Source organism: Capnocytophaga felis (assembly GCF_009684755.1).
Lineage (GTDB): Bacteria > Bacteroidota > Bacteroidia > Flavobacteriales > Flavobacteriaceae > Capnocytophaga > Capnocytophaga felis.
This window is the reverse complement of the sequence record NZ_BLBC01000007.1, coordinates 96,437-119,001: the sequence shown is the minus strand read 5'-3', so window position 1 is coordinate 119,001 and position 22,565 is coordinate 96,437. Positions and strand designations below refer to the sequence as shown.

The 22,565-nt window shown below is 39.4% G+C and carries 25 protein-coding genes; 18 read left to right on the top strand and 7 right to left on the bottom strand.

Annotated elements, in window-relative coordinates:
- Positions 1-3 precede the first annotated feature (3 nt).
- Positions 4-816, top strand: coding sequence for a hypothetical protein (locus GN105_RS06395; RefSeq protein ID WP_155284578.1), 813 nt, complete (start codon positions 4-6; stop codon positions 814-816).
- 339 nt (positions 817-1,155) lie between these two features.
- On the opposite strand, the gene mobV is transcribed toward GN105_RS06395, so the two are convergent.
- From mobV to GN105_RS06380, 3 genes are all read right to left on the bottom strand, one after another.
- Complete coding sequence (gene mobV / locus GN105_RS06390) at positions 1,156-2,412, bottom strand: MobV family relaxase (protein ID WP_155284577.1); 1,257 nt, start codon at positions 2,410-2,412, stop codon at positions 1,156-1,158.
- Between the two features lie 63 nt (positions 2,413-2,475).
- Positions 2,476-2,679: a hypothetical protein gene (locus GN105_RS06385; protein ID WP_078736415.1), complete on the bottom strand. Its 204-nt coding sequence runs from the start codon at positions 2,677-2,679 to the stop codon at positions 2,476-2,478.
- Positions 2,680-2,743: 64 nt separating this feature from the next.
- Entirely contained in the window at positions 2,744-3,433 is a 690-nt protein-coding gene (locus GN105_RS06380; protein WP_227978808.1) for a toprim domain-containing protein, read from the bottom strand.
- 62 nt (positions 3,434-3,495) lie between these two features.
- Between GN105_RS06380 and GN105_RS12970 the strand changes: the two genes are divergently transcribed.
- A complete protein-coding gene (locus GN105_RS12970; protein WP_227978807.1) occupies positions 3,496-3,654 on the top strand; it encodes a hypothetical protein in 159 nt (52 codons plus the stop codon).
- Between the two features lie 387 nt (positions 3,655-4,041).
- Here the strand turns inward: GN105_RS12970 and GN105_RS06375 are convergent, their stop codons facing one another.
- Positions 4,042-5,232 (bottom strand): virulence-associated E family protein, encoded by a 1,191-nt coding sequence (locus tag GN105_RS06375; RefSeq protein ID WP_155284575.1) that lies wholly within the window; start codon positions 5,230-5,232, stop codon positions 4,042-4,044.
- 28 nt (positions 5,233-5,260) lie between these two features.
- Between GN105_RS06375 and GN105_RS06370 the strand changes: the two genes are divergently transcribed.
- From GN105_RS06370 to drt3b, 9 genes are all read left to right on the top strand, one after another.
- Positions 5,261-5,560: a hypothetical protein gene (locus GN105_RS06370; RefSeq protein ID WP_155284574.1), complete on the top strand. Its 300-nt coding sequence runs from the start codon at positions 5,261-5,263 to the stop codon at positions 5,558-5,560.
- Positions 5,561-5,950: 390 nt separating this feature from the next.
- A complete protein-coding gene (locus GN105_RS12965; RefSeq protein WP_227977415.1) occupies positions 5,951-6,091 on the top strand; it encodes a helix-turn-helix domain-containing protein in 141 nt (46 codons plus the stop codon).
- Positions 6,088-6,381: a helix-turn-helix domain-containing protein gene (locus GN105_RS06360; protein ID WP_227978806.1), complete on the top strand. Its 294-nt coding sequence runs from the start codon at positions 6,088-6,090 to the stop codon at positions 6,379-6,381. The genes GN105_RS12965 and GN105_RS06360 overlap by 4 nt, the downstream gene beginning before the upstream one ends.
- Before the next feature lie 172 nt (positions 6,382-6,553).
- Complete coding sequence (locus GN105_RS06355; protein ID WP_095896429.1) at positions 6,554-6,973, top strand: SRPBCC family protein; 420 nt, start codon at positions 6,554-6,556, stop codon at positions 6,971-6,973.
- Entirely contained in the window at positions 6,970-7,443 is a 474-nt protein-coding gene (locus tag GN105_RS06350; protein WP_095896428.1) for a MarR family winged helix-turn-helix transcriptional regulator, read from the top strand. The genes GN105_RS06355 and GN105_RS06350 overlap by 4 nt, the downstream gene beginning before the upstream one ends.
- Positions 7,444-7,451: 8 nt before the next feature.
- Positions 7,452-7,895: a GNAT family N-acetyltransferase gene (locus GN105_RS06345; protein ID WP_078737567.1), complete on the top strand. Its 444-nt coding sequence runs from the start codon at positions 7,452-7,454 to the stop codon at positions 7,893-7,895.
- A gap of 2 nt (positions 7,896-7,897) precedes the next feature.
- Positions 7,898-8,512 (top strand): DNA alkylation repair protein, encoded by a 615-nt coding sequence (locus GN105_RS06340; protein ID WP_095897182.1) that lies wholly within the window; start codon positions 7,898-7,900, stop codon positions 8,510-8,512.
- Between the two features lie 28 nt (positions 8,513-8,540).
- Positions 8,541-9,950, top strand: a complete 1,410-nt coding sequence (drt3a, locus tag GN105_RS06335; protein WP_155284573.1) for an antiviral reverse transcriptase Drt3a — start codon at positions 8,541-8,543, stop codon at positions 9,948-9,950.
- Complete coding sequence (gene drt3b, locus GN105_RS06330) at positions 9,947-12,202, top strand: antiviral reverse transcriptase Drt3b (protein ID WP_173014974.1); 2,256 nt, start codon at positions 9,947-9,949, stop codon at positions 12,200-12,202. The genes drt3a and drt3b overlap by 4 nt, the downstream gene beginning before the upstream one ends.
- A gap of 138 nt (positions 12,203-12,340) precedes the next feature.
- Here drt3b and GN105_RS06325 read toward each other — a convergent pair whose 3' ends face one another.
- Both GN105_RS06325 and GN105_RS06320 read right to left on the bottom strand, forming a co-directional pair.
- The gene (locus tag GN105_RS06325; protein WP_095896425.1) at positions 12,341-13,504 is read right to left on the bottom strand and encodes a site-specific integrase; all 1,164 of its coding nucleotides are present in this window, start codon (positions 13,502-13,504) and stop codon (positions 12,341-12,343) included.
- A 5-nt stretch (positions 13,505-13,509) separates the two neighbouring features.
- Positions 13,510-14,739 carry a site-specific integrase gene (locus GN105_RS06320; RefSeq protein WP_155284571.1) on the bottom strand — a complete coding sequence of 410 codons (1,230 nt, stop codon included), beginning with the start codon at positions 14,737-14,739 and terminating at the stop codon, positions 13,510-13,512.
- A 13-nt stretch (positions 14,740-14,752) separates the two neighbouring features.
- Here GN105_RS06320 and GN105_RS06315 point away from each other — a divergent pair, with 13 nt between their 5' ends.
- The 7 genes from GN105_RS06315 to sufD all read left to right on the top strand — a co-directional run bounded on the left by GN105_RS06315 (position 14,753) and on the right by sufD (position 20,673).
- Positions 14,753-15,031 (top strand): hypothetical protein, encoded by a 279-nt coding sequence (locus GN105_RS06315; protein WP_155284570.1) that lies wholly within the window; start codon positions 14,753-14,755, stop codon positions 15,029-15,031.
- Positions 15,032-15,368: 337 nt separating this feature from the next.
- Positions 15,369-15,749 carry an HU family DNA-binding protein gene (locus tag GN105_RS06310; RefSeq protein WP_155284569.1) on the top strand — a complete coding sequence of 127 codons (381 nt, stop codon included), beginning with the start codon at positions 15,369-15,371 and terminating at the stop codon, positions 15,747-15,749.
- Between the two features lie 161 nt (positions 15,750-15,910).
- Positions 15,911-16,870 carry a DUF2262 domain-containing protein gene (locus GN105_RS06305; RefSeq protein WP_155284568.1) on the top strand — a complete coding sequence of 320 codons (960 nt, stop codon included), beginning with the start codon at positions 15,911-15,913 and terminating at the stop codon, positions 16,868-16,870.
- 62 nt (positions 16,871-16,932) lie between these two features.
- Positions 16,933-17,967, top strand: a complete 1,035-nt coding sequence (locus GN105_RS06300; protein ID WP_155284567.1) for an SMI1/KNR4 family protein — start codon at positions 16,933-16,935, stop codon at positions 17,965-17,967.
- A 63-nt stretch (positions 17,968-18,030) separates the two neighbouring features.
- Positions 18,031-18,555, top strand: coding sequence for a hypothetical protein (locus GN105_RS06295; protein WP_155284566.1), 525 nt, complete (start codon positions 18,031-18,033; stop codon positions 18,553-18,555).
- Between the two features lie 54 nt (positions 18,556-18,609).
- Positions 18,610-19,176 (top strand): Tll0287-like domain-containing protein, encoded by a 567-nt coding sequence (locus GN105_RS06290; protein ID WP_155284565.1) that lies wholly within the window; start codon positions 18,610-18,612, stop codon positions 19,174-19,176.
- A gap of 198 nt (positions 19,177-19,374) precedes the next feature.
- Positions 19,375-20,673: a Fe-S cluster assembly protein SufD gene (sufD, locus tag GN105_RS06285; protein ID WP_155284564.1), complete on the top strand. Its 1,299-nt coding sequence runs from the start codon at positions 19,375-19,377 to the stop codon at positions 20,671-20,673.
- A gap of 98 nt (positions 20,674-20,771) precedes the next feature.
- Here the strand turns inward: sufD and GN105_RS06280 are convergent, their stop codons facing one another.
- Positions 20,772-22,529: an ABC transporter ATP-binding protein gene (locus GN105_RS06280; protein ID WP_155284563.1), complete on the bottom strand. Its 1,758-nt coding sequence runs from the start codon at positions 22,527-22,529 to the stop codon at positions 20,772-20,774.
- Positions 22,530-22,565 lie beyond the last annotated feature (36 nt).

Here is a 22,565-nt window from a genome sequence, read left to right as displayed (position 1 = left end):
GATATGAAACATTCACAAATTTTAGACAAATTAGTAGCAAAACACTTAGTAGAAGCGATGGATGACGACTTAGCTCGGCTTGTTTGGTGGGAAATAGCCGCTTCTTCTAATGAAACGCCACAGAAGCAATTGGAAAGCCTTATGCCCAAATTTCTATTACGTTGGGATTGTGCTTTGAAACCTTCCGCAGAAAAGGATAAAAAGCATTACAGAAACAAAACGCTTGTTGCGATGGCTACGCTTTTGCACAAGTATGGTTTTAGCGACCCAAAAATTACGGCTCAGGCTTTTGATGCGATTGATTCACTCAACAAAGACGTTGTTTTAAGCGATGACTTCGCGAGGAAAACACCACAAATCAAGGAACTTTTAAAAAACCCGCCCGCACCATTGAAGCGACGCCCCGCATTGCCTGAGTCCGTTACTTTCTATCGTCCGAAAGATATCATCGCCATAGAGTTGGAAAATATCTTTTACATTGCTTATATTCATACGGATACAGGCATTAATCAAAGCCCCGTTGTGGAGTTCTACGAAAAGACCTTTGATAAAGTTCCGACGCTTGATGAACTGAAAAACACAAGAACTATCGGCGAAGAATATAGTGACGGAACAACAAAAATCAGTAAGTTTAGCATCAGCGGACTAAAATATTTACCCGACCCCGCAGGACAAGTTACATTAATTGCAAGTGCCATCGATACTCCTCCCGATAACAAACATTTGAAACATTCAATAGGACTTTATACAATGAGCAGCATCTTTGAAATACAACTCATTATCAAAAGAATGTTTTCAAAAGGAGGTGATAAGTAAGATATTTTATTAATTTTATAAATTTATAAGTGCAAATTTTCAGAAAGACAACAAGAGAAAAACCATCTTCACAATAACTTATGAATGAATGATTTATATGTATCATAAAAAAGCTCCACCAAGATTTTTCATTAGCGAGCTATCTTGTTGAAGAATAGAGTGTTACCATTTAGGGATAGATGGGTAGGTAACGATTTAGAAATGAGCGGAGTGCATTGAAGCACATTGTTTTGAATAGCCAAAGAACGCTCACTTTTACTACTTGCAAAGGTACATATTTTCGAGGGAAAGTGAGCGTCTTTTCTTGTTTTTCTTCTTGTCAGTGAAAGAAAAAAGCAATTACAGCCGTTGCGAACGGTTGCGGTTGATAAGCTGTTTCCATTTCTGTTCGCACCAATTGGTAATGGGAAGCCCGTTGATGGTGAGGAGCGGTCGTTTCTTCTCATCCTTGATGATACGGATTTCGCTGTCCTCTTCCGTAAACTCTCTCTTGTATAGTCCCGAGTAGGCTTTAGTCGTACCTCGCTGGGGTGCTTCCGTGCGATACATCTCCGCTATCCTATCATCAGAGAAGTTCATCTTTCTGAGCATCAGACGGATATTCAAAAGCTGGTAGAAGCCACTGAAGAAACGTTTTATCCAATTCCGCTCTTCCTCGTAAATCTGCACGGTTTCTTTCAATTCGGCAATGGCTCTGTCCCTTCCCTTGACCGTGTCCTTCAAGAGAACGACTTCCTTTCGGATTTCATTCTTCTCCTTTTCCGAAAGATACTGTTGCCGTTCGGCTTCCTGTTCCAAGTCTGCAATACGCTTCTCTGCCTTGTCGAGTTCAGAGTTGCCAAAGAGGGAGTACAGCGTGCCTTTCATTCGGAGCTTGCCTGCCTGCTTCTCCAGCTCCTTTATCTTGGCTGTGAGTTCCGCCTTTTGAGCTTCCTTCTCTTTCGTGGATTTGAGAATTTCCTTGTAATACTCCATCGTGGTGCGGTGCTTGGCTACCGAGCCGTGTACGCCCCGTTCCAACCCGAACCGTTGCACTCGCTTGGCATAGTCCGTCTGATACTGCTCCAGTTTCTTTGGCGTAAGCACATCATCGGCACAAAGCCGTACCTTGTTCTTCTTCGTCTTATACTTCCGCTTGCCGTTCTCGGCTTCCTCCTTGGCTTTCCGTCTTTCACCCGTAACAATGGGGACGACCGTGGCGTGAATATGGGGCGTTTCCTCATCTGCGTGCAGCGTGGCAGCGACCACGTTGTCCGCCCCGAAAGTGGAGCGAAGCCAATCCATCGATTCATCACACCACTCGTACAGGCGTCCTTCCTGCTCTATACGAGCCATGTCCTCAGGAGAACTCGACAGAATAAAGCGCAGGGCTTTGACTTGGTTCTTTGCTACCTTTCGGTAGATACCGGCTGTGGCGATGCGATGCTCTATCGCTTCGCTACGGTTGGTCACATTTGCAGGGAATTGCACCAATTCCCTGTTCAGGTGTGTGCGAGAAGGATCGACGTTACTCGGGGTATATGTCCGCGCTATATGAGCGGTATTTCCCGAGTCGTTGCTTCTCGCCTTGTCTATATGTAATACGGCGTAGCCCATTGTTTGAAGTTTGTTTTAAGGGGTATCCAAAGGGGCGGACTCCCTTGGCTCAGAAGGGTATTTTTAGCGATAACGGAGTGCAGCGTGAAGAAAATACCCTAATGAGCTATGGCATTTCTTGAAATGTCCGCTCCGCCCTGCTCGTACTTCTTTCTTGTTACGTTGCATTCTGTGAATGCCTGCACGCTTTGTTTCTAAGTTTGGCTCTGCAAACTTGCTGTTCTGAGGAACTGCCGTAGCTATCGAAACAAAGCCGTTTATTCGCATACATTTTATTTCCTGCATCTTTGAATACCTGATGATAGAATAATGTTGTTTGCTCTCTTTTGCCTTATCGTCTAAGTCCTCGTTTGCGAGGTGGTATCACCTGTTTTTGCCCTGTTCTTTGGGCAACGTGGTACTCATTGAGGTCTTTGTATCGGGAATAGTGTCGGCTCATATCCTCCACGTTGATACCTGCCGATTGTAAAGAATGTAGGGCTTGTCGTCCAGCTTGGTCGTTATCGAAGAAAGCTTGAACGGAATCGATACCTTTCTCGTGGAGATAGGCAATGGCTCGTGAAAGATTACTGACCGAGTTCAGTACAAGGCAGGGAGCGATTTCTTTTCCTTTCATCGTGAGAAGGGAAAGGAAATCCATAAAGCCCTCAAAGATGCAGTGAGGAGCATTGTTCGCTTCTCCTGCAATCAGAGAAATATCCTTTGGAGCGATTGTGCCCTTGAATGTCTTGTCGTCTCGGAGTTCATATCCTCCTGCACGATTGGCAAAGCCGATGGCAGAATACTCTCGTCCTCCTACTTCGTAGCGAATATGACGGAGATAAGGACTTGCCACGGCAAGGTCTATCCTGCGTACCTCTCGAAGATAGTTTTGCAGATACAGGGGCAACTCTTCGCTGATGAAGAGAATACGCCTTACATTACTTGGTCGCTGTTCACCTCTTATCTGTCCTGTGTGAGTTTCACGATGAAAGGAAGAGGAAGCGAGGGTTATCGCTTTCCTTTCGGCAAGATGCGCCATTGCTTCGTAGGCACTGCATCCACGCATCCGCATCACAAGGTCTATGATGCTTCCACCTTGGCTTGTCCCATAGTCGTGCCACAAGTTTTGCCGAAAGTCCACTTTCAGGCTGGCATTGGGGTCTTCTCGGTAAGGTGCGTGATAAAGGGCATAGCCGTTATAAAGCTTGGCAGGCTCGATGCCGCAAGCGTGCAGATAGTCGGCTATCGGTATCGCCTTGATGTATTGTAGGTCATAATATTCGTTATTCATTGCTGTTATTATTGGATTTGGGTTATTCATTTGTTCGTTATCTCATTATTCGCTCTGTTTTCTCTTTTTGGAATTTTCCCCTTTTCTTCTTACTACCCTTCGACACTCGGATAAGTAATTGACAGTGAAAGAGAAAAGTGTAACACTTCATTCGGTTTTATCCTTCTACGTCTCCTGTCTACGCTTTTCCTTATTCCTTCTGCCGTAGAAGCGTAGAAAGGTGGTAGTAAGCCGTGTTGCAAGATGGATTCCTCCTGCAATCCTTTCTCTTTCACCGTATTATCCTTAGTTGTAGTAACGTAGTAAGGAGAATAGGAAAGAAAAGAGAAAGGAATATTATAAGGGGGGATAGTGTGCTATGGCGGTTGCTCTGGGTAAACCTTACGGACGGCATAGACATACACGGGATTGCCGTTTATCCTGCGACACTCTCTCGTATAACCGGCCTTTCGCAAGGCTTCCCCCATCCGTTTGGGAGAGAGCTGCTGTCGGGTATAGCAGGAGAGGTAACCCACTATCTCCGAATTGGTCATATAGAAGCGTTTTGTTGCCGTCTCTGCCTCCGTGGGAAAGGTGAAATAGCGGAGCAACAGTTCCATCTCTGTCGTATAGACTTGGAAGGCTTCGCTGTTTCTATGCAATTCAATAATCTCTTCATCATTGAACCAATAGCGAAACCCTTCATTCAATAGGGTCTTGGCTTCGCTGTAAACGGCATCCATCGGAATGCTCTTGGCTCGGTCTATATCTATTGCCAGCACTTCAAAGGGCAGGAAGCGTCTACTTCCTGTCGGGTCGGTGAGGAAATCGTTGCCATTGACCGAAGCCACGAAACTCGCCAAGTGGGGTCGCTCCTCGATATGCTTCTCGTAAGGCATACGGTACTTCACCTGCGGACAGGTAATGAGGTTCTTCAGTTCGTTCTCGTCCCGCTTGTTGAGGGCCTTGAGTTGGTCGTCAATGTTGATAATGAGATTTTGCCCGATAAGACTCAACACGTCCTTCTCCTGTGGATATATCTTTCCCGTATAGCGGTAATCGGAGAGAGACGGAGGGCAGAGCAGGTCTAGGAACGTGGTTTTGAATTTTCCCTGCTCACCTGTCAGCACAAGGCAGGTATGGTTACGACATTGCTTGTCGTCCATTGCGTTGGCGACCACTGCAACCAGCCACTTGGTGAGGTATTCCCTCCACTTCTCGGGATTGGTTACGCTCACGCAGTCGGCAAGGGCGGTGATAGCTTCCGCATTTCCTTTCGTCAGTGGTAACGCTTGGAAATAGGTTTGTACAGGATTAACACGTGGGGAGAAATCGCTTTCGATGATACTATACAGATTCTCGGGCGAGGTCTGTACATCGGCTTCTTTGTCCAACGCACGTTTAAGGGTATTGATACGGTAGCGGTCTATGGCTGTGTAATCGTCCGTTCCTCGTGGACGGTACTCCGCTCGGTGTAATACGGTGTTGTACCGAAACTCGTAGCGAGCCGAAAGGAACTCTTCTATTTGGGCGTTCTTGGAGGGGCTGTCCTTCTCTTCTTTTTTCATTGTTCGTTCTTCTTCTGTTTGCTTGGTTTTGAACTTTCACCCGAAATGGGATGCTGAAACCAAGTTACAGAGGCGAGCACAGAGTCCAAAGGTTAGTGTGTCTGTTGCTTCGAGGTACAGAGAAATGCTCCGAGAATGGGCGACACAAACAGGGGAAATCGGGACGAAAAGGCTCACAAGGAGAGAACAGCGAGGAGAACGATTCGGAAAGCGACTTCATCGGATTGCCAACGTCTGCATCCTTTTTCTTCGGACGGGAGAGGAGCGTCTATTTTCATTGGCAGGAGAGCCACTTCATACCATTTCGACGCCAGAAGTATCCACTTAACAGGAATGGGGTAAACAGTATATGTCGGTTCGTTATTTTCGCATCGAAACAGGATTTTTTCCCTCGAAAGGAATTCGGGGGAACAGAGAGAAATGGCAGGGAATCCCTTCTGAAAACAGATAGGTTTTACTTATACATTTGCCTGCAAGTTCCTGCTATTTCCCTTGCTTTCATCAGGTCTGGGAACAAGGATTTCGACTGCATACATTTGCATCAAAAAGAGGAAATAACAACAATTAAAACGATATTGATATGAGATTTACAGCCATCGACTCCTCCGCTTGGGAGGAACTGAAAAAGAGCATCGAAGAACTGGCTCTTTGTATGAGAGAGAATTTCGGCACGAAGCCCGAAGTCCCTGATCTGTTGCACAATGGGGACGTGTGCCGAATACTCAACATCAGCAAACGGACGCTCCAGCATTATCGGGATACTTCCGTATTGCCCTTCATTCAAATCGGGCATAAGTGCTACTACAAACGTGAGGATGTGGAAGCACTCCTCGAAAAGTCGAACCGAAAAATACAATGACTATGGAACACGAAATCATAAATAAAGAAACGCCCGAAATGAAACAACTCATTTCGGGCATTCAAGAAGTAAGCAAACGTATTCGGGAGATTGCCCAAACGCATCGTCCGCTGTTCGGAGGAGAAATCTATCTCACGGGGAGAGAAGTGTGCGAACGGCTTTTCGTCAGCCCCCGCACCTTGCAGGATTATCGCGACAAGGGCATTATTCCCTACACCCAAATTGCAGGGAAAATCCTCTATCGCCTCTCCGACATCAACCGATTACTGCAAGAGAATTATCGGAGATGAAACTCTTTATGACAAAATTGCTCTATATTCTTTGATTATTGTTGTCGGGTATATTATCTTTGTGGCTACAAAACGATTTCTCACATGAAGATAGAAAGAATAGGGATGCGAAACGTCGATTTTTTCGGTTCATTCATTTCCTGAAATATTCAGAACATAAGACAATTTAAATATGTGGTCAAAAACGTATTCTATTACAACGAACGAAGTTGCAAGAGAACAAATGTGGAAGCTATTTGCTGATGTCAATGGCTGGCATACATGGGATAGCGGGGTGGAATATGCCCAATTGAATGGATCGTTTGAACAAGGTAGTCACATTCTATTGAAACCTAAGGGAGGTCCGAAGATAAAGATTGTCATTTCAGAAATAATAGAGAAAAAAATGTTTATCACGGTTTCCTCTTTTCCTTTGGCAAAAATTTATCACGAGCATTTGTTTGAGGAAACCTCTGATGGGTTGAGAATTTCATATACTATCACGGTAAAAGGAGTGTTGAGTTTCTTGTGGGTGAAACTTATTGCCCAAAATCTGTTCAATTCAATTCCAAAAGATGTTGTAAAACAAATAAACATAGCCAAGACACTATGAATAAGACAGACATTGTTTTTGGAGCCGAAAAGGCAGAAGATAGTTCGGGGTTTCTGCTTTGGCAGGTTACAACACTTTGGCAGCGTCGCATAAAGCAATCATTGGATTTATTGGATTTGACACACACGCAATTCGTGCTATTGGCAACCGCTGCTTCGCTTTCTCAAAATGGTAATATCGTAACACAGATTGATATTGCAAATCAAAGTAAAACCGATCGTATGATGGTCTCTAAGGTTTTGCGCACACTACAATCAAAAGGACTGATAGAGAGAAGAGAGCATAGAACGGATACGCGAGCCAAAGAAATAACCCTCACTCGAAAAGCCTTAGACCTTGTACAAAAAGCAGTAGTTGCAGTGGAGCAAACAGATAGAGAGTTCTTTGGAGTTCTCCGCACCGAGCGAGAAAGTTTCAACGAAAGTATGCGCCAACTAATCAAGAACGACATAGGTAGTTCCTCAACGTAACAGACATCATGAAAATAGAACGAGTTACCAAAAACAAGAAACAATTTCTTGATTTATTGCTGTTAGCGGACGAACAGGAAAATATGATTGACAAGTATTTGTCGTGTGGAGACTTGTTTGCCTTATACGACGATGACTTGAAAAGCATTTGCGTTGTAGTGCCTGTAAGCAGTGATACCTGTGAATTGAAGAACATAGCGACATACGAGCAATATCAGGGTAAAGGTTACGGTAGAAGATTGATAGATTATATTTCCGATTTCTACAAAAAAGACTATAGGGCAATGCTTGTCGGTACTGGTGAAGTTCCTGCAATCCTATCGTTTTATGAAGGCTGTGGTTTTGAAAAGTCTCATCGGATAGAGAATTTCTTCACTGACAATTACGACCATCCAATTTTCGAACGAGATATACAACTCGTAGATATGATTTACCTTAGAAAGGATTTATGACAATGGGAATAGACAATATCTTGAATAAGATACAGCAAATTGAACATGGGTTTCAGCATATTATTGATGGAGCTGGCGAGGTTGTTTCCACACACCCGAAAGAACAATGTTTTGAACTTGCACTCACTTTGTTTGAACACGAAGCCTATCAAGCACGAATGTTGGCAACAACAATCTTGGGCAGATTGGCAACAGAAGATAATAACGCACTTTGTCTTCTGAAAAAGCGAATAAGCACCGATGAGAATTGGAGAGTGCAGGAAATGCTTGCAAAGGCTTTTGATGAAGTTTGCAAACACAGGGGGTATGAAGCATCTTTACCTCTCATTGAAGAATGGTTGAATGATAACAAACCGAATGTTATCCGTGCTGTAACGGAGGGGTTGAGAATTTGGACAAGTCGCCCGTTCTTCAAAGAAAACCCATTAGTTGCTATTGCTCTAATCGCTAAGCACAAAGGACACGAAAGCGAATATCTTCGTAAATCTGTTGGAAACGCTTTAAGGGATATAAGCAAGAAACATTCAGACTTGATACGGCAAGAAGTGGAGCAATGGGACTTATCTAATCCTCGAATTATGTTTACCTACAAACTTGCAACAAAATTATTAAAATAGAAATTCAACTTTGCTATAGAATAACAACATGCTTGATCAATCTTTTTCTGCACATAATTTTGAAACCATTTATTGCCTTGAGAGTCGTAAAGGCAATATAGACATACAGACTATGCCTGAAGAGTATCGTGATGTTTTAGCAAGATCTGAGGAGCTAAAGAAAGCGGTGTCAGTTCTTAGGCAGAAAAAAGACAGAACACAGGAGGAAGCATTAGAACTTGAAATAAAAAAAGTCGAATTAAAGAACCTTATAGAGCAAAAAAAGGATGTATTACGCATTTATTTGGAAACTATCGACAAACAAGTAAATGCTCATGGCTTTAAGTTTTCTTTGAATAAATTTGTTGCCGATGACAACAAAGAAGTTTATACGTTAGATGTGACATCTCACGCATATCTATTTGCCATTAAGCAACTTCAATATAATATTCGACAAACCTTCAAGGTAAAGCAGGCTAACCGACATAGCATATTGGCAAACATCAAGACTTTTTTGAATTCTGATATTCCAGTTTATGTTATTCGAACAGATATCTCAAGTTTCTATGAGTCTATACCTCATGACAAACTAATGCCGATGATATTTGACAACACCTTACTATCTAATAAATCTAAAGCGTTTATTAAAGGTATATTGGGAGAATATGAGAAAATCAAAGGTCATGAATTCGCTTCTCCATCACGAGGAGTACCTCGTGGTATAGGGATCAGTTCATACTTAAGTGAGTTATATATGAGGGATATTGACGCTAAAATATCTTCTCGAAAGGAGGTGATGTTCTATGCAAGGTATGTTGATGATATTTTTATCATTCTTTCCTCATTGCCTATTGAATCTTCTATAGACCAGTATTATGCCGATATGACAGCTTTTTTCCAAACTTATGGTTTATCTTTGAAACCATCTGGAGATAGATCCGGCAAGTGTCGCATTATGGATTTTACCAAAGACAATTATGTCGAAAACCCTATGAACTATCTAGGATACTGTTTGTACATGAATCGAACCGCAAAAAAACTGTCAGTTTCGTATGGGCTTTCAGATAAAAAGAAGGAGCGATACCATAAAAAAATTGATCATGCAATAGACCATTTTGAAACTCTCTGCAAGTACAATATTAAGCAAGCATATTGTGATCTATTTGACTCATTGAATATTCTTACTGGTAATTTCAAACTATTCAAATCGAAGAATAGCGTAAAGGTTGGCTTGTTCTATAGTAATGATTTGCTGGATCGCAAGGAAGATCTTGATGAACTTACAACATACCTAAAAGAGCACCCCATAGAACCTTATGCGGGATTAAAAGATTACGCAAAAGTAAAGGCTAAGCTCGTTAAGCGTATATCAAGCATAGATTTCAATCATAGATGGAGAGAACGTAAAATGTTTTCCTTCAGTATTCAGCGTATTCAGGAAATAAAGAAATGGTTATGAGAAGAAAGAAAATCAGACTTCGCTACAAGAAAGAACGAGTAGTATTCTCGGATGTACTACCATACGAACTTCCATTGATTTTTAGTAATCGTTACTTTTATCGATTTCTAGTGCGTAATGGTATCTGGATAGAAATAGGTAGAGAAGGGCAAGATACATTACATTGGAATAGAACAGACGACAAAGGTATATTGGGTGTGTTGGCTATAATCTTTTGCCGAAAGATTTCTGAATTCGAAGGTAGGAACTCTTTGGAGCTCAGAACACATGACCTCAAACGTATTCCATTCGTATATAGCATACAGCACAAACCTCTGAAACATAGATATCTTTCATTGATACATCCTGCCAATCAAATTAAAGTGGTTGATTTATACAACAGATATAAGGATACCATCATATATCTCTGTTCTAAAAGTAATTTTTCCATAAGATACCCCAATAAAGTAGCTTGTTATTTTTATTATAAAGATCGGCTCCATCACGTGCTTATGGGAAAGAAAACAGATAAAATGGAAATGTACTTCAACGAATATGAGAATCTAAAAACATTCTTTAGCTATAAACAATACACTAATATCTATAAATTCTATGAAGATTATAGATATCAGCGTGCTGAAAAGAAGTTCTCTCATCTACTAAAGATGGATGTACAGAACTGCTTCGACAGTATATATACGCATTCAATAGCTTGGGCAATTAGTGGTGGTGTGGACATATATAAAGACACATTTGAAGGTAAGTGTGATGGATCCGTTGGTGCATTATGGGATAAGATGATGCAAGAGATGAACTATAACGAAACAAATGGCATAGTCATTGGACCAGAGTGTTCACGCATATTTGCAGAAGTTATTATGCAACATGTTGATCAAATGGTAGAGCAGCAATTATATGAAAAAGGTTACCGAAACAAAGTGGATTATGAATGTTATCGCTATGTGGATGATTATTTCTTTTTCTACAATAGCGAAGCTGTTAAGGTTGATGCCGAACAGCTATTTCAAATGTATCTAAAAGAGTTTAAGTTGAGTCTTAGTCAAGAAAAGAGTAAGACTCTTGAACGTCCTTTTGTTACAGATATAACAAAAACAAAAATTGCGATAGACAGTTTACTCAATGATACTATCAAACTATATACCAACGAACCTGAATCTGAGCAATCTATTGAAGAAGAAATAGAAGAAACAGAACAGGACACATCAATGGAAGCAGAGGAGCAACTTCTAAAGATTGATCGTGAAAAAACGCTCAGTTGTTTAACTACTGATATTTATTTTCGCTTAAATGCAACTGATTTCAATAAACGATTTAAGGCTATTGTATCTGCCAATAATGTAGAAGCTAAAGATGTCCTCAACTACACAATGGCTCGCTTAGCCATTCGACTAGAGAGAAACCTGAAAAAGCTTGATGGATACTATAAAGTCCTGTGCTTATCGGCAGTTGATTTGAATTTAAGGGATTTATATCCACAAGTAGAAAAGAAAAGAAGACAACTTGAAAAGGTTTTGTCGAAATACCTTTTTAATATTCTTGATGCAGTTTTCTTCCTCTATGCGAACAGCAAACGTATTAACACGACTCTCAAGGTAATGCAAATTCTAAATATTATTTTGATTTATTTGGACAATAATTATAGTTTGAGGGTAGGCAAGAATAAATCAATAGTTCATCGTTTTACCGAATACACTCGTGAGATAGTGTTCAAGAAGATGCGAGATGAAATAAGCGTAGTACTACAAACAGCCCCCATGGATGACAATGTCCAGCTAGAAACATTATATTTCTTAATCATACTACGCAGTATGAATAGCAAATACCATTTGTCCCTACTTGAAATAGAACGATATCTTAGAATAAGGTATAACAACGATAGAACGATAAAAACATTCCCGAAGTTGAATATGTTAGCAGTTACAATTCTGGTATATTACTTCGGTAATGTGAAACAGTTTATAGATCTAAAGAATCTTATTGTTGACCACGCTCTGAAAAAGATAAATGAAATACCTGCTAATAGAAGATATATATCTGCTGAATATATTATATTTGCACTAGATATGGCTGCTTGTCCTTATATTTATCCGAGTAAGAGAATAAAATTTCTTCAAGCTGTAGGTGTTTCAAGAGCAGAAGGACAGCAGATTGTTAATTATATGAAAGAGCAGAAATACATGTTTACAAAATGGACAAGCATTGATATTACGAAGGAACTAAACGCAAAAATCAGTCAAGAAGTTTATTCTTGATAGATGTATGCCCCAAACAAGCATAGGGTATAGAGCTCAAATATTTTTCACACACATAACCCTATGTCGTGACTTATGAAGTCTCATCAAAAGAGCCTAGAGCTCAGGCTCTTTTTCTATTGTATACTACACCTATCGTTACATCAACCTCTCCATATCTCTTGCAATCTTTTGGTCAGTGATTTGAGCATAGATTTGCGTGCTGGCAATGGACGAATGTCCCATCATCTTGGCAATGCTTTCTATCGGGATACCTGCCTCCAAAGTCAGCGTACCGAAGCTATGTCTTGCCATATGCCAAGTCAGCGGAGTACGAATGCCACACGCCAAGCCAACGGTTTTAAGGTGAGAAGACAGCTTACCTTTGCTCACAGTATCGGGGAATATCTTGTAGTCTCCTTTGCTTTTCTCCTTTGTGTAGAGAGAAAGTATCTGCTCCGCTATCGGATGCAATGGTGTCAGGCTCTCGACTTCTGTCTTTTGGCGTGCCTTGCGGATATATCGTTTCCCATCGCTGTTCGTTTCGATTTGCGAAGCTCTCAAACTCTGTAAGTCGGCAAATGCCAAACCCGTAAAGACGGAGAAAAGAAACATTCTTCGGCTTAGTTCCGCTCCTTCGTCTTGCAATGGGAATGCCAAGAGCTTAACTATATCTCCTTTGCCTAGGAAACGAGGTTTATTCTCCACGGCTTCATACTTCATCCCCTCAAATGGATTGAAGCGGATAGTCCCTTGACCAACGGCTCGATACATCAACCGACTCAACCAGCACAAATGCCTGTTTATCGTTGCAGGGGCATAGCCTTCCTTCTTCAAATGGAAGCGATAATCATCAAAGAACTCTATCGTTAGAGCCGTTAGAGAAATATCCTCTTCGCCACGATTTCGCACAAAAGCATTGAGCTGTTTATCGGAACTTCGATTGTTGCTATACGTTCCCTTACTCTTGCTTTCTCTTTGGGCATTGAGTTCCTCTGTACTAAGGGCAAGAAGTGTCGTTGGATTCCGTCCGATGCCTTGTAAGTAGTTCTTCAGAAGCTCGGCACTCACTGCTCCATATTTGTAGAGCAAAGTATTGTAACCTTGTTCGATTTCTTCCCGAAAGTTTTTCAGGCGTTGATTGGTTTTCTTGTCCGTTGTTTCTCCTCGCTTCGCACACCAACCGTGGGGAACAATGCTTTCGCCTGTGGTTATTACCACGTTTGAACCATCAATAGTAATACGACAAAGGATGGCTGTTGTGCCGTCTGCTTTCGTTTTATTCTTATTGATATAGAATAGAATTTTGAATGTACTACGCATAAGGCTTATAGAGTTAAGGTTAAGTTTTCGGTGAAAGAGAGAAATCGCTCGAACTCATCGAAGAGCTTTTTCGGGGTGACGTGGGCGTATCGTTCGGTCGTTTGGATGTTGCTATGCCCCAGCATTCGGCTGACCGTCTCGATGGGAACACCTCGCTCCAATGTTATTAGCGTGGCAAAGGTGTGCCTCCCGACATGTGCCGAAAGGGGAATAGAAATGCCAGCCCGAAGTTGTAAGGCTTTGATTTGGGTAAGATAAGCCGAATAGGCAATGGGAGCAAAGAGCGTGTTTCGTTCGTCAGATTGAAAATGCTCTATCAAGTGTACGGCTTCAGGCAAGAGCTTTACACGACAAAGCGTATCGGTCTTTTGTCTGCGGAACTTCAGCCACAACGCCCCCTCATCGTCCGTAAAGAGATGCTCCCGACCAAGGGCGACCATATCGCAATAGGCGACCCCCGTAAAGCAAGAAAAGAGAAAGAGATTGTGAGCAGTCTCCAACTCTATTTCATGCGGTTCAAAAATCAAGGCTTGCAACTTATCCAATGAAGCTCTGTCCAACGCACGAGGTTGTTTGTTCTCTCCTCGTTCTATCTCTACGTGAGCGAATAGTTGTCGCTCTGTCAAGCCCTCACGATACGCCAAGCGGCAGACTTTCTTCACCGCCAAAGCCATCTTACGATAATGACCTTGCGAATGCCCCAGCTTCCCAACAGAATAATGTTGCAAGCATTCCAAGAAATCTTCCTCTATCTGTCCGAAAGAAATATCTGTCGTGTGGTACTTCTCACAGATAAAGGCTTGCAGATGCTTACGAGTAGTGTAGTAACTGTTTAAAGTCGTCGCCTTTATTTCTATACCCACCTTTTGCTCCATCTCCTTGACCATTCGGTCGTATCGCTCCAAGAAGGTTGTCTGGCTTTGCATACTTCCTTGAAACTGCTCCTTGATGTCAGTTGCCGTAAAGACTGCACCTCGCTCGCAAAGGAGTCGATAAGCCGACTGCACCGAGAGAAGCAAGCGTTCCAACTTGCCATTCGTTGCCACCGCTTCACGGCTTTTGCCGTTCAACCTGCTCTCACGAGCATTCCACAACTTCGGGTCGCACGAGAGTTTACAACTGAATTGGGCGATGGTTCGCCCATAGGTTATACGCCCCATTATCGGAGCTTGCCCCGATTTGTCCAATCCGCTCTTTTTGAGGTAGAGCAACACCTTGAATTTGTCTGTTTGCATACGCTTCTTTTTTATGGGCAAAGTTACCCGTTACCGAAGCGTTTTCAGCTACGCAAAACATTGTGGTACAAAGCATAAGTACCGTAACGACGGAAAGGTGAGTTACCGAATACTCTTCTGTCGGTTACCTTCTCCTGCCTCTTCGTTACCATTCGGAGAATGGACTAACGATTTGGTAACGGAACTTCTGCACAAATCCACGCTTTCTGCACTTTATCCCTCAATGCAAACCACCGAGATATGGCGCAAATTACCCTCATTTCCATTTACTTACCTCTCATTCTCTCTCTAATGCCCTTTCCTCTGATAGTTCCTGATGTTTTACCAAAAAGCTCAGCATCTTTTTAAGAAAAGCTCCTGATGTTTTGCTAAAAAGCTCCTGATGTTTTTCATATGTCTTCCTTTGGGTTTTTAAGAAGATGATTTTTCATTCTTTTATTTAGCAATGGAAAGTCATTTTCTTTCAAAGTAGGATTTATCAGAATAGAAAGAAGAAACACTATTAAACATTTGTTAAAATATTGGTTTTTATCATTTTAATTGTATAACTTTGTCCTGTATCTCATTTATAAATCCGATGAGACAGAAAACAAAAACTCATTTTATTTAATTTAAAAAGAAAGTTGATTATGGCAATTAAAATTAAAGCAGTTCAGAAAAGAAACCCACAAAAACCAACAGAACCTACTAAGTGGTATCCGCAAGCTGTGGGAGATGGCGAAATAAACCTCAGCGACTTGGCTATGTATGCTTCGTCGGTTTCAACGGTATCAAAAGCAGATATTCTGGCAGTACTTGAAACGGTTTTGACTAAAGTAACGCACGATTTATCTGAAGGGAAAATAGTACGCGTGGGAGAGCACTTTACGCTTCAGATGGGAATTACGGGGAGTCCGTCAGAAAAAGAAGAAGATGTTACGGGAGCCAAAGTGAAGTCTGCTCACATTCTCTTTCGCCCCGGTAAGATGTTGTCAGATATGATTAAGGTAGCCACCTTTAAGAAAAAGTAATTTGCTACCAATGATGTAATTAAAACCTATAAGGCTTTCTATAAAAACATACGTAGAAAGCCTTTTAAGGTTATTTATATATTGATAAAAATATCCGTATAAAACAATTATTTTACACGTACAACAAAAATAAATCATCTGTATAATACACATCAAAACCTATGAGTATCAGCATTCAAGATTTAAAGAAAATAGTAGAAACTTCCGAATATCAAGAACTGATAAAACAGTTAAGCCAACAATATCATATTGATATTTACAATAAAATGGAATTACAATTGTATAATATCATCAGTAATCAATGTAAGTTTTCCGACCTTGCAATTGATGAAATTCACCGATTCTTTTTAGAAAATCAAAATTTAGTTTGCCTTTATATCAACGAGAAATTTGACAATCCCGAGCAAGAAGAAGGAGTAACTTATTTAGGCTTTCCGCAAACAATCTTCTTAACTTCGGCAATGGAAATACTGCTTATCAAGAAAAATCAACTGTTGGATTATTTTAAAAAACAACGAGTAACAACTCCTACAAAATGTGTAAAAGAAGATACTGCATCGTATCAAAGAGCTTTAGCCATTAGTAAAAATGAGCCAATTCCTGAAATCTTTCAGAAAAAAGTTAAGGAGAAAAAAACTATTTCTTCTGTAGGAAATAAAATAACTTTAGGTCAGATTACAGTTATTGATAAGGAAGATACATATCAAACTTCGGCTATTATCTGGGGAAAACAAACGAATATTGACATCATTGGCGATTATGATTCCGAAAAAGCCATTGTAAATTATATGCAATGGATAGAAGATAATCGTGAAACTATCCTTAGCTTTGCTTTAGAATATGAAGACTTTTTAGCTACTTTCAACGATTGGATTTCGGAAGAAATAAGGAAAAAAGGAAAAGCAGTTCTTTATGATAAAACTGTTTTAACAGAACCAATCACTGAAGAAACACTGACAAAAGGAATTTATATTGAGGATATTTCAGTATATTTGGAAGATGGTTCAATAGAAAGTACTGAGATAAATCTTATAACTTCTCCTGATTATTTCAATGGACACACCCTTGTAATTGAAGCAAACAAAAAGAAAAAATTATCTTTTGGAGGAATGCAAGGATAACAAACTACCTTAGTAATTTTATAAATAAACATAGTAAAAGAAATAAATAAAAAATACAAATAATGAAAAAGTTAGAAGCCTTAGAACAAGAATTTGGGTTTAAATATCCTGAATTATACAAAGAATTATACAAAAACAATATGCTTGATAGCGGAGAATATTCGTCTGATTGGTTACAACTGACCTACCCAAAGTTAAAAGAAAACCCGCCTTTATTGTTTTATGGTCAGGATTTTGAACTAACACCAATAGATGAAATTCAATCGATAATCGAAGAGATGCGTGACCCTGATGACTATCGTGAAATTAATCCTGACTATCTGTTTGTACCTTTTGGACAAACCGGAGGAGGCGATTATTATTGCTTTTGGTATCACTTCCCCGAAGAAATTGAAGCAGACCAGCCGCTGATTGTGTTACTTCCTCACGATGATGTAGAGCTTGAGATATTAGCAAAGAACTTAGAGGACTTTATCTTTTCCGAGCTTTGCAAGTCGGTTTGTGATGTTTACGAAGAAGGATTGATAATGGACGGCAGTTTCAAAGAGAATAGTACTAATATGCTTCGCACACATTTGCCTTATCTATCCGAAGAAAAACAACGAGTTGTTTCCGAACTTTACCAGCGAGAATGGTTTACTCACACGTTTAAAGTAAGTTATGGAAAAGGAGAAGACAGCTATCAGGGACTTATCACTCGTGAAGATTTAGAGGAACTTTTAGAGAAAGAAATAGGTTTTGAGTATCAAAATCAAACTTACTACTATGACAAAGATACAGATACTCCTCCCCTTGAATTACATAAAATAGAAGGAATACTATGGCTCTATTTCTTGCCTAAACCTGAGGAAAACTCGCCTGTGTACGAACTTTTAAAGCAACTCAACTGGAGTAAAGATAAAAGCATAACGGATAAATTGGCTTATCAACGCAAACTAAGTCAGTTTACTCCCCATACGGATTGGGCTACCCGACAAAAGGAAATATTGAGTGCCTTCTTGCCACGTCTTCAAAAGCTCAAAGCATTTGAAGGATTTCAATTAATTTTCAAAGATGACAGCTCAGGAGAAATTATTGATTTAACACCTTATATTTAAATAAAACAACCGTGTTTTTAATTCTATATATCCTTTTAATTTTTTAAATTTTATTTGCTAATTATGCACACTTTACGAAAAGAATTACAACCTGATTGGGAAGCCACTGAAAAATTGTACCCGTTGATTTTAAAAAGACTACAGGAATATGAAACCTTTTGGGACGCACAACCCGATGACACTCCTGAGGAAGTTTTTGACAAAGAATACAAAGCAATGGAAACATACCTAAGCAACCTTACCGGTAAAGACTTGTCCGATGTTTGGCTATGGGAATGGTGGGAGAGCAATGGGATTGAGGTCTTTGCCTTTGATTTAGCGATGCCTTTTCCTAAAAAGCACGACAACCTGACCAAAAATGACCTGAAGGCTATAGTGGAAATCCTTAAGAATAATGAATTTAGATGCGAAAGTGAGTTTCAAGAGCAATTTATGATGTATATGTTTTACAGTCATAATTATTTTTATCAATTCTTGGAATTGAATTTCCCCAACTTTACGTATGATTTTTTCAGCCGTAAGAAAGACAAAAATGGCAACTGGCAAGAACTTTCCGCTAACGAAATCGTGGAGAAAATTTGGCGGTAAATACTTTTATTTTCTCGTTTTTTATTATACATTTGGATTTTAATTTCTATTAAAATGAAACGGATATTTTTTGTCATAGCAGGGGTTCTTTTAGTAAGTTGCAACCATTCAAGAAAGTTAACAGAAACTGAAATTGCTAAATATTTGACGTTGGGCGACAGCATAGCCTCCCAAACACAGAAAGTTTTGCTAATGAACGTTTCTGCAAAAATGAAAGAAGGCGGGGCTGTTCACGCTGTGGATTTCTGCAGTGAAAAAGCTGTTTTCCTGACAGATTCTCTTTCTAATAAGCATCATATTCAAAGGGTTTCCAACAAAAACCGCAACCCTAACAATGGTATGGCTTCTGAGTTAGACAAAAAAGCGTGGGATGAAATTTCAATTTTGATGCAAGATTCTTCCAAAGAGAAACATTTGATTTTGCAGAAAGAAAATGAGGTTTATTACTACAAAGCCATTCCGCTGGGAATGCCCACTTGCTTGGCTTGTCACGGTAATCCGCAAACCGAAATTACTCCCGAAGCCCTGCAAATGACAACGCAAAAATATCCCTATGATAAAGCTACCAACTATAAAATGGGCGAGTTACGCGGACTTTGGAAAATTAAAATTAATGAATAATTTTTTTGAAACAACTAACAGAATTAACCAAAGTTGCCTTTTTTGAGGAAAATCTTTTTAAGTTTTGCACACAGAAATACAGATTTTTAAATCATTGGAGGAAATATTTTGTTCATCAAATTGTTTTTTTTCATACCTTTGCGGACTTCTTAGAATAAAGAAGAAAATTTATTTAAAAAAATTTACTATACTAAAAAAATGAACTTAAAAGAAAATTGGCTATCATCCTTTGAAGCGTTTGAAAATAAGGAAGATATATTAAAAGATACACGTAAAGAAGCAATCTCTGTTTTTGAAAAGAAAGGGTTTCCTACAAAAAAGGATGAAGCGTGGAAATACACCTCGCTTTCTGCATTATTGAAAAATGATTTCGCCCTATTTCCCGAAACAAAGAATCGGGTTACAAAAGAGCAGATTCGTCCGTTTTTGGCAGAATGTGACGGTTATAATGTTGTTTTTGTTGATGGAAATTTCGCTTCGGAATTATCCAATTTCCAAACAGATGATTTTTTAGTTTCGCCTTTAAGTGATATTCTGCAATCTTCTGATAATAAAACATTTGTTGAGAAATATTTCAACCAAGAAACCCGCAAGGACGATGTATTTACAGCATTGAATACAGCCTTTGCCAAAGAAGGAATTTGCATTTACATTCCTAAAAGCAAAGTAATTGAAAAACCAATACAGTTACTGTACATCACAACTGATTCGGACAGAGCAGTTTGCCATCAACCTCGAAATGTTGTAGAAGTGGGAGAAAATGCACAAGTAAAAATCGTTGAAACACACCGAAGTTTATCTCAAAATCCTGTGCTTACCAATGCCGTAACCGAAATTTTTGTAGGAAAAAATGCTATTTTGGACTATTACAAAATTCAAAATGATAATTTGCAGGCATCTCTCATTGACAATACATACATTTCACAACACGAAAACAGCAACGCATCGGTACACACATTTTCATTTGGAGGAGACGTAACACGTAATAACTTAAACTTCTTCCATCACGGAGAACATTTGGAATCTACTTTGAAAGGCGTTACAATTCTGTCAGGAAATCAGCACGTTGACCATTACACATTGGTTAATCACGCTGAACCAAACTGCGAAAGTCATCAAGATTATAAAGCGATTTTATCTGACAAAAGCACAGGTGTTTTCAATGGGAAAATTATGGTTGAGAAAATTGCTCAGAAAACCAATGCTTATCAGCAAAATGATACTATTTTGCTTTCAGATAAAGCAAATATCAATACAAAACCACAGTTGGAAATCTTCGCTGACGATGTAAAATGCTCACACGGATGTACGGTAGGGGAACTTAACAAAGATGCACTTTTCTATCTACAAACACGAGGAATTCCTAAAAAAGAAGGGGAAGCATTGCTCACTTACGCTTTTGCAAACACAGTTCTGGAAAGCGTGAAAATCCCAGAATTAGAGGAATATATCAGCAAATTGATTTCTAACAAATTAGAAGTGAATATTTTGGTTTAAAACAAGTACTTTAACTCGAAAAAATCTGCCTTAAGACACCTTTTGGCAGATTTTTTATTTTTCGATGATCAAATTTAACTGATTACAAAGCAAAATTTTTAAACGTTTTCTGCTTTGAATTGCACCTCATAAAGATTTCTGTAATATCCGTTTTCAAGCTGAAGTAGCTCATCGTGAGTACCTATTTCCACAATATTTCCTTTATCCAACACAATGATTTTGTCTGCCTTTTTAACTGTGGTAAGTCGGTGAGCGATGATGATAGAAGTACGTCCTTGAGTTAATTTGTCGGTAGCTTCCTGAATCATCTTTTCGGAATGTGAATCTATTGAAGAGGTAGCCTCATCAAGGATAAGTATTTCAGGCTTAGACATATACGCACGTAAAAAGGCTATCAACTGACGTTGCCCTGCCGAAAGCATTGTTCCTCTTTCTTTTACATTGTAATGATACCCATCAGGAAGCTTCATCAAAAATTCGTGTACACCAATGCTCTTTGCTGCTTCAATAACATCTTCCTCTTTAATATCAGGATTTTTCAATGTAATGTTGTTCAAAACGCTATCAGCAAACAAAAACACATCCTGCAACACTACCGCAATATGCTCACGCAATGAAGATAAAGTAAGCGTTCTGATGTCAATATCATCAATATATATTGCACCTGATTTAATATCATAAAAACGATTCAACAGATTGATAATCGTTGTTTTACCGGCTCCTGTTGCTCCGACAATGGCAATTGTTTCGCCTTGCTTGGCTTCAAAACTAATTCCACGCAGGATTTCCTCTCCTTCAACATATTCAAAACGAACGTTTTCAAATCGGATATTGCCTTTTACATTTGTAAGACTTTTAATTCCTTCTTTTTCAATATCTTCCGTTGTATTTAAAATAGAAAATACACGTTGAGAGGCTATTACCCCCATTTGCAAGGTATTAAATTTATCGGCGATATGCCTCAACGGACGAAACAACATTTGTGTAAGTTGGATAAATAAAAATATAATCCCTAAATCAAATGTATTTTTAGAAATAGCATTAAAACCTCCATACCAGACAATTACAGCTATCGTGATAGATACACACAAATCTCCGACAGGAAAGAAAATAGAGTTATACCAAATAGTTCTGAGCCAACCTTTTTTGTGCTTTTCATTGATTTGTTTGAATTTCTCAAACTCTCCTTTCTCTTGTGTAAAAAGCTGCACGATTTTTATTCCTGAAATTCTTTCTTGCACAAAAGCATTCAGATTGGCAACCTCTTTACGAACCTCAATAAAGGCTGATTTCATTGATTTTTGAAACCATCGTGTCATATACAAAATGAAAGGCATTGTCATAAAACTTATTAACGCTAATCGCCAATCAATCACGAACATAACCACAGTTATCACTACCATTTTGAGCAGGTCGCTCACAATTTCAAAAAGTCCCGAACTGAAAACTTCCGCAATACGCTCCATATCGTTTACCGCACGCGTAACCAACACTCCCACAGAAGATTTGTCATAATATGCCATTTTAAAACGCAATAAATGTGCAAAAAGTTTTTTACGAATATCCCTAATAACCGTTTGCCCCAGCCAACTGGCAAGATAAACAAACAAAAATTGTACAAGCACTTCCGTTGCCAACAACCCCACTAAAACATAGGTAACAACAATAAGTCCGTCATAGTTTTTAGGAACAATGTAATCATCAATGGCTATTTTTATCAGATAAGGCTGAGCTGTCGATAATACTGATGCTAAAACAGAAAGAAAAGCAACAACAAAAAAAGTAAAGCGATAAGGCTTTACAGATTCATAAAGTTGTTTGAAGGTATGTTTATTGCTTTTTGGATTTTCTGACATTTTTGATATATTTTTTCAAAGAATTTACTACTAAAA

Coding starts and splice junctions, on each gene's coding strand:
- GN105_RS06395 (WP_155284578.1), top strand. CDS start 4: ATGAAACATTCACAAATTTTAGACAAATTAGTAGCAAAACACTTAGTA.
- mobV (WP_155284577.1), bottom strand. CDS start 2,412: ATGGGCTACGCCGTATTACATATAGACAAGGCGAGAAGCAACGACTCG.
- GN105_RS06385 (WP_078736415.1), bottom strand. CDS start 2,679: ATGCGAATAAACGGCTTTGTTTCGATAGCTACGGCAGTTCCTCAGAAC.
- GN105_RS06380 (WP_227978808.1), bottom strand. CDS start 3,433: ATGGCGCATCTTGCCGAAAGGAAAGCGATAACCCTCGCTTCCTCTTCC.
- GN105_RS06375 (WP_155284575.1), bottom strand. CDS start 5,232: ATGAAAAAAGAAGAGAAGGACAGCCCCTCCAAGAACGCCCAAATAGAA.
- GN105_RS06360 (WP_227978806.1), top strand. CDS start 6,088: ATGACTATGGAACACGAAATCATAAATAAAGAAACGCCCGAAATGAAA.
- GN105_RS06355 (WP_095896429.1), top strand. CDS start 6,554: ATGTGGTCAAAAACGTATTCTATTACAACGAACGAAGTTGCAAGAGAA.
- GN105_RS06350 (WP_095896428.1), top strand. CDS start 6,970: ATGAATAAGACAGACATTGTTTTTGGAGCCGAAAAGGCAGAAGATAGT.
- GN105_RS06345 (WP_078737567.1), top strand. CDS start 7,452: ATGAAAATAGAACGAGTTACCAAAAACAAGAAACAATTTCTTGATTTA.
- GN105_RS06340 (WP_095897182.1), top strand. CDS start 7,898: ATGGGAATAGACAATATCTTGAATAAGATACAGCAAATTGAACATGGG.
- drt3a (WP_155284573.1), top strand. CDS start 8,541: ATGCTTGATCAATCTTTTTCTGCACATAATTTTGAAACCATTTATTGC.
- drt3b (WP_173014974.1), top strand. CDS start 9,947: ATGAGAAGAAAGAAAATCAGACTTCGCTACAAGAAAGAACGAGTAGTA.
- GN105_RS06325 (WP_095896425.1), bottom strand. CDS start 13,504: ATGCGTAGTACATTCAAAATTCTATTCTATATCAATAAGAATAAAACG.
- GN105_RS06320 (WP_155284571.1), bottom strand. CDS start 14,739: ATGCAAACAGACAAATTCAAGGTGTTGCTCTACCTCAAAAAGAGCGGA.
- GN105_RS06315 (WP_155284570.1), top strand. CDS start 14,753: ATGGGCAAAGTTACCCGTTACCGAAGCGTTTTCAGCTACGCAAAACAT.
- GN105_RS06310 (WP_155284569.1), top strand. CDS start 15,369: ATGGCAATTAAAATTAAAGCAGTTCAGAAAAGAAACCCACAAAAACCA.
- GN105_RS06305 (WP_155284568.1), top strand. CDS start 15,911: ATGAGTATCAGCATTCAAGATTTAAAGAAAATAGTAGAAACTTCCGAA.
- GN105_RS06300 (WP_155284567.1), top strand. CDS start 16,933: ATGAAAAAGTTAGAAGCCTTAGAACAAGAATTTGGGTTTAAATATCCT.
- GN105_RS06295 (WP_155284566.1), top strand. CDS start 18,031: ATGCACACTTTACGAAAAGAATTACAACCTGATTGGGAAGCCACTGAA.
- GN105_RS06290 (WP_155284565.1), top strand. CDS start 18,610: ATGAAACGGATATTTTTTGTCATAGCAGGGGTTCTTTTAGTAAGTTGC.
- sufD (WP_155284564.1), top strand. CDS start 19,375: ATGAACTTAAAAGAAAATTGGCTATCATCCTTTGAAGCGTTTGAAAAT.
- GN105_RS06280 (WP_155284563.1), bottom strand. CDS start 22,529: ATGTCAGAAAATCCAAAAAGCAATAAACATACCTTCAAACAACTTTAT.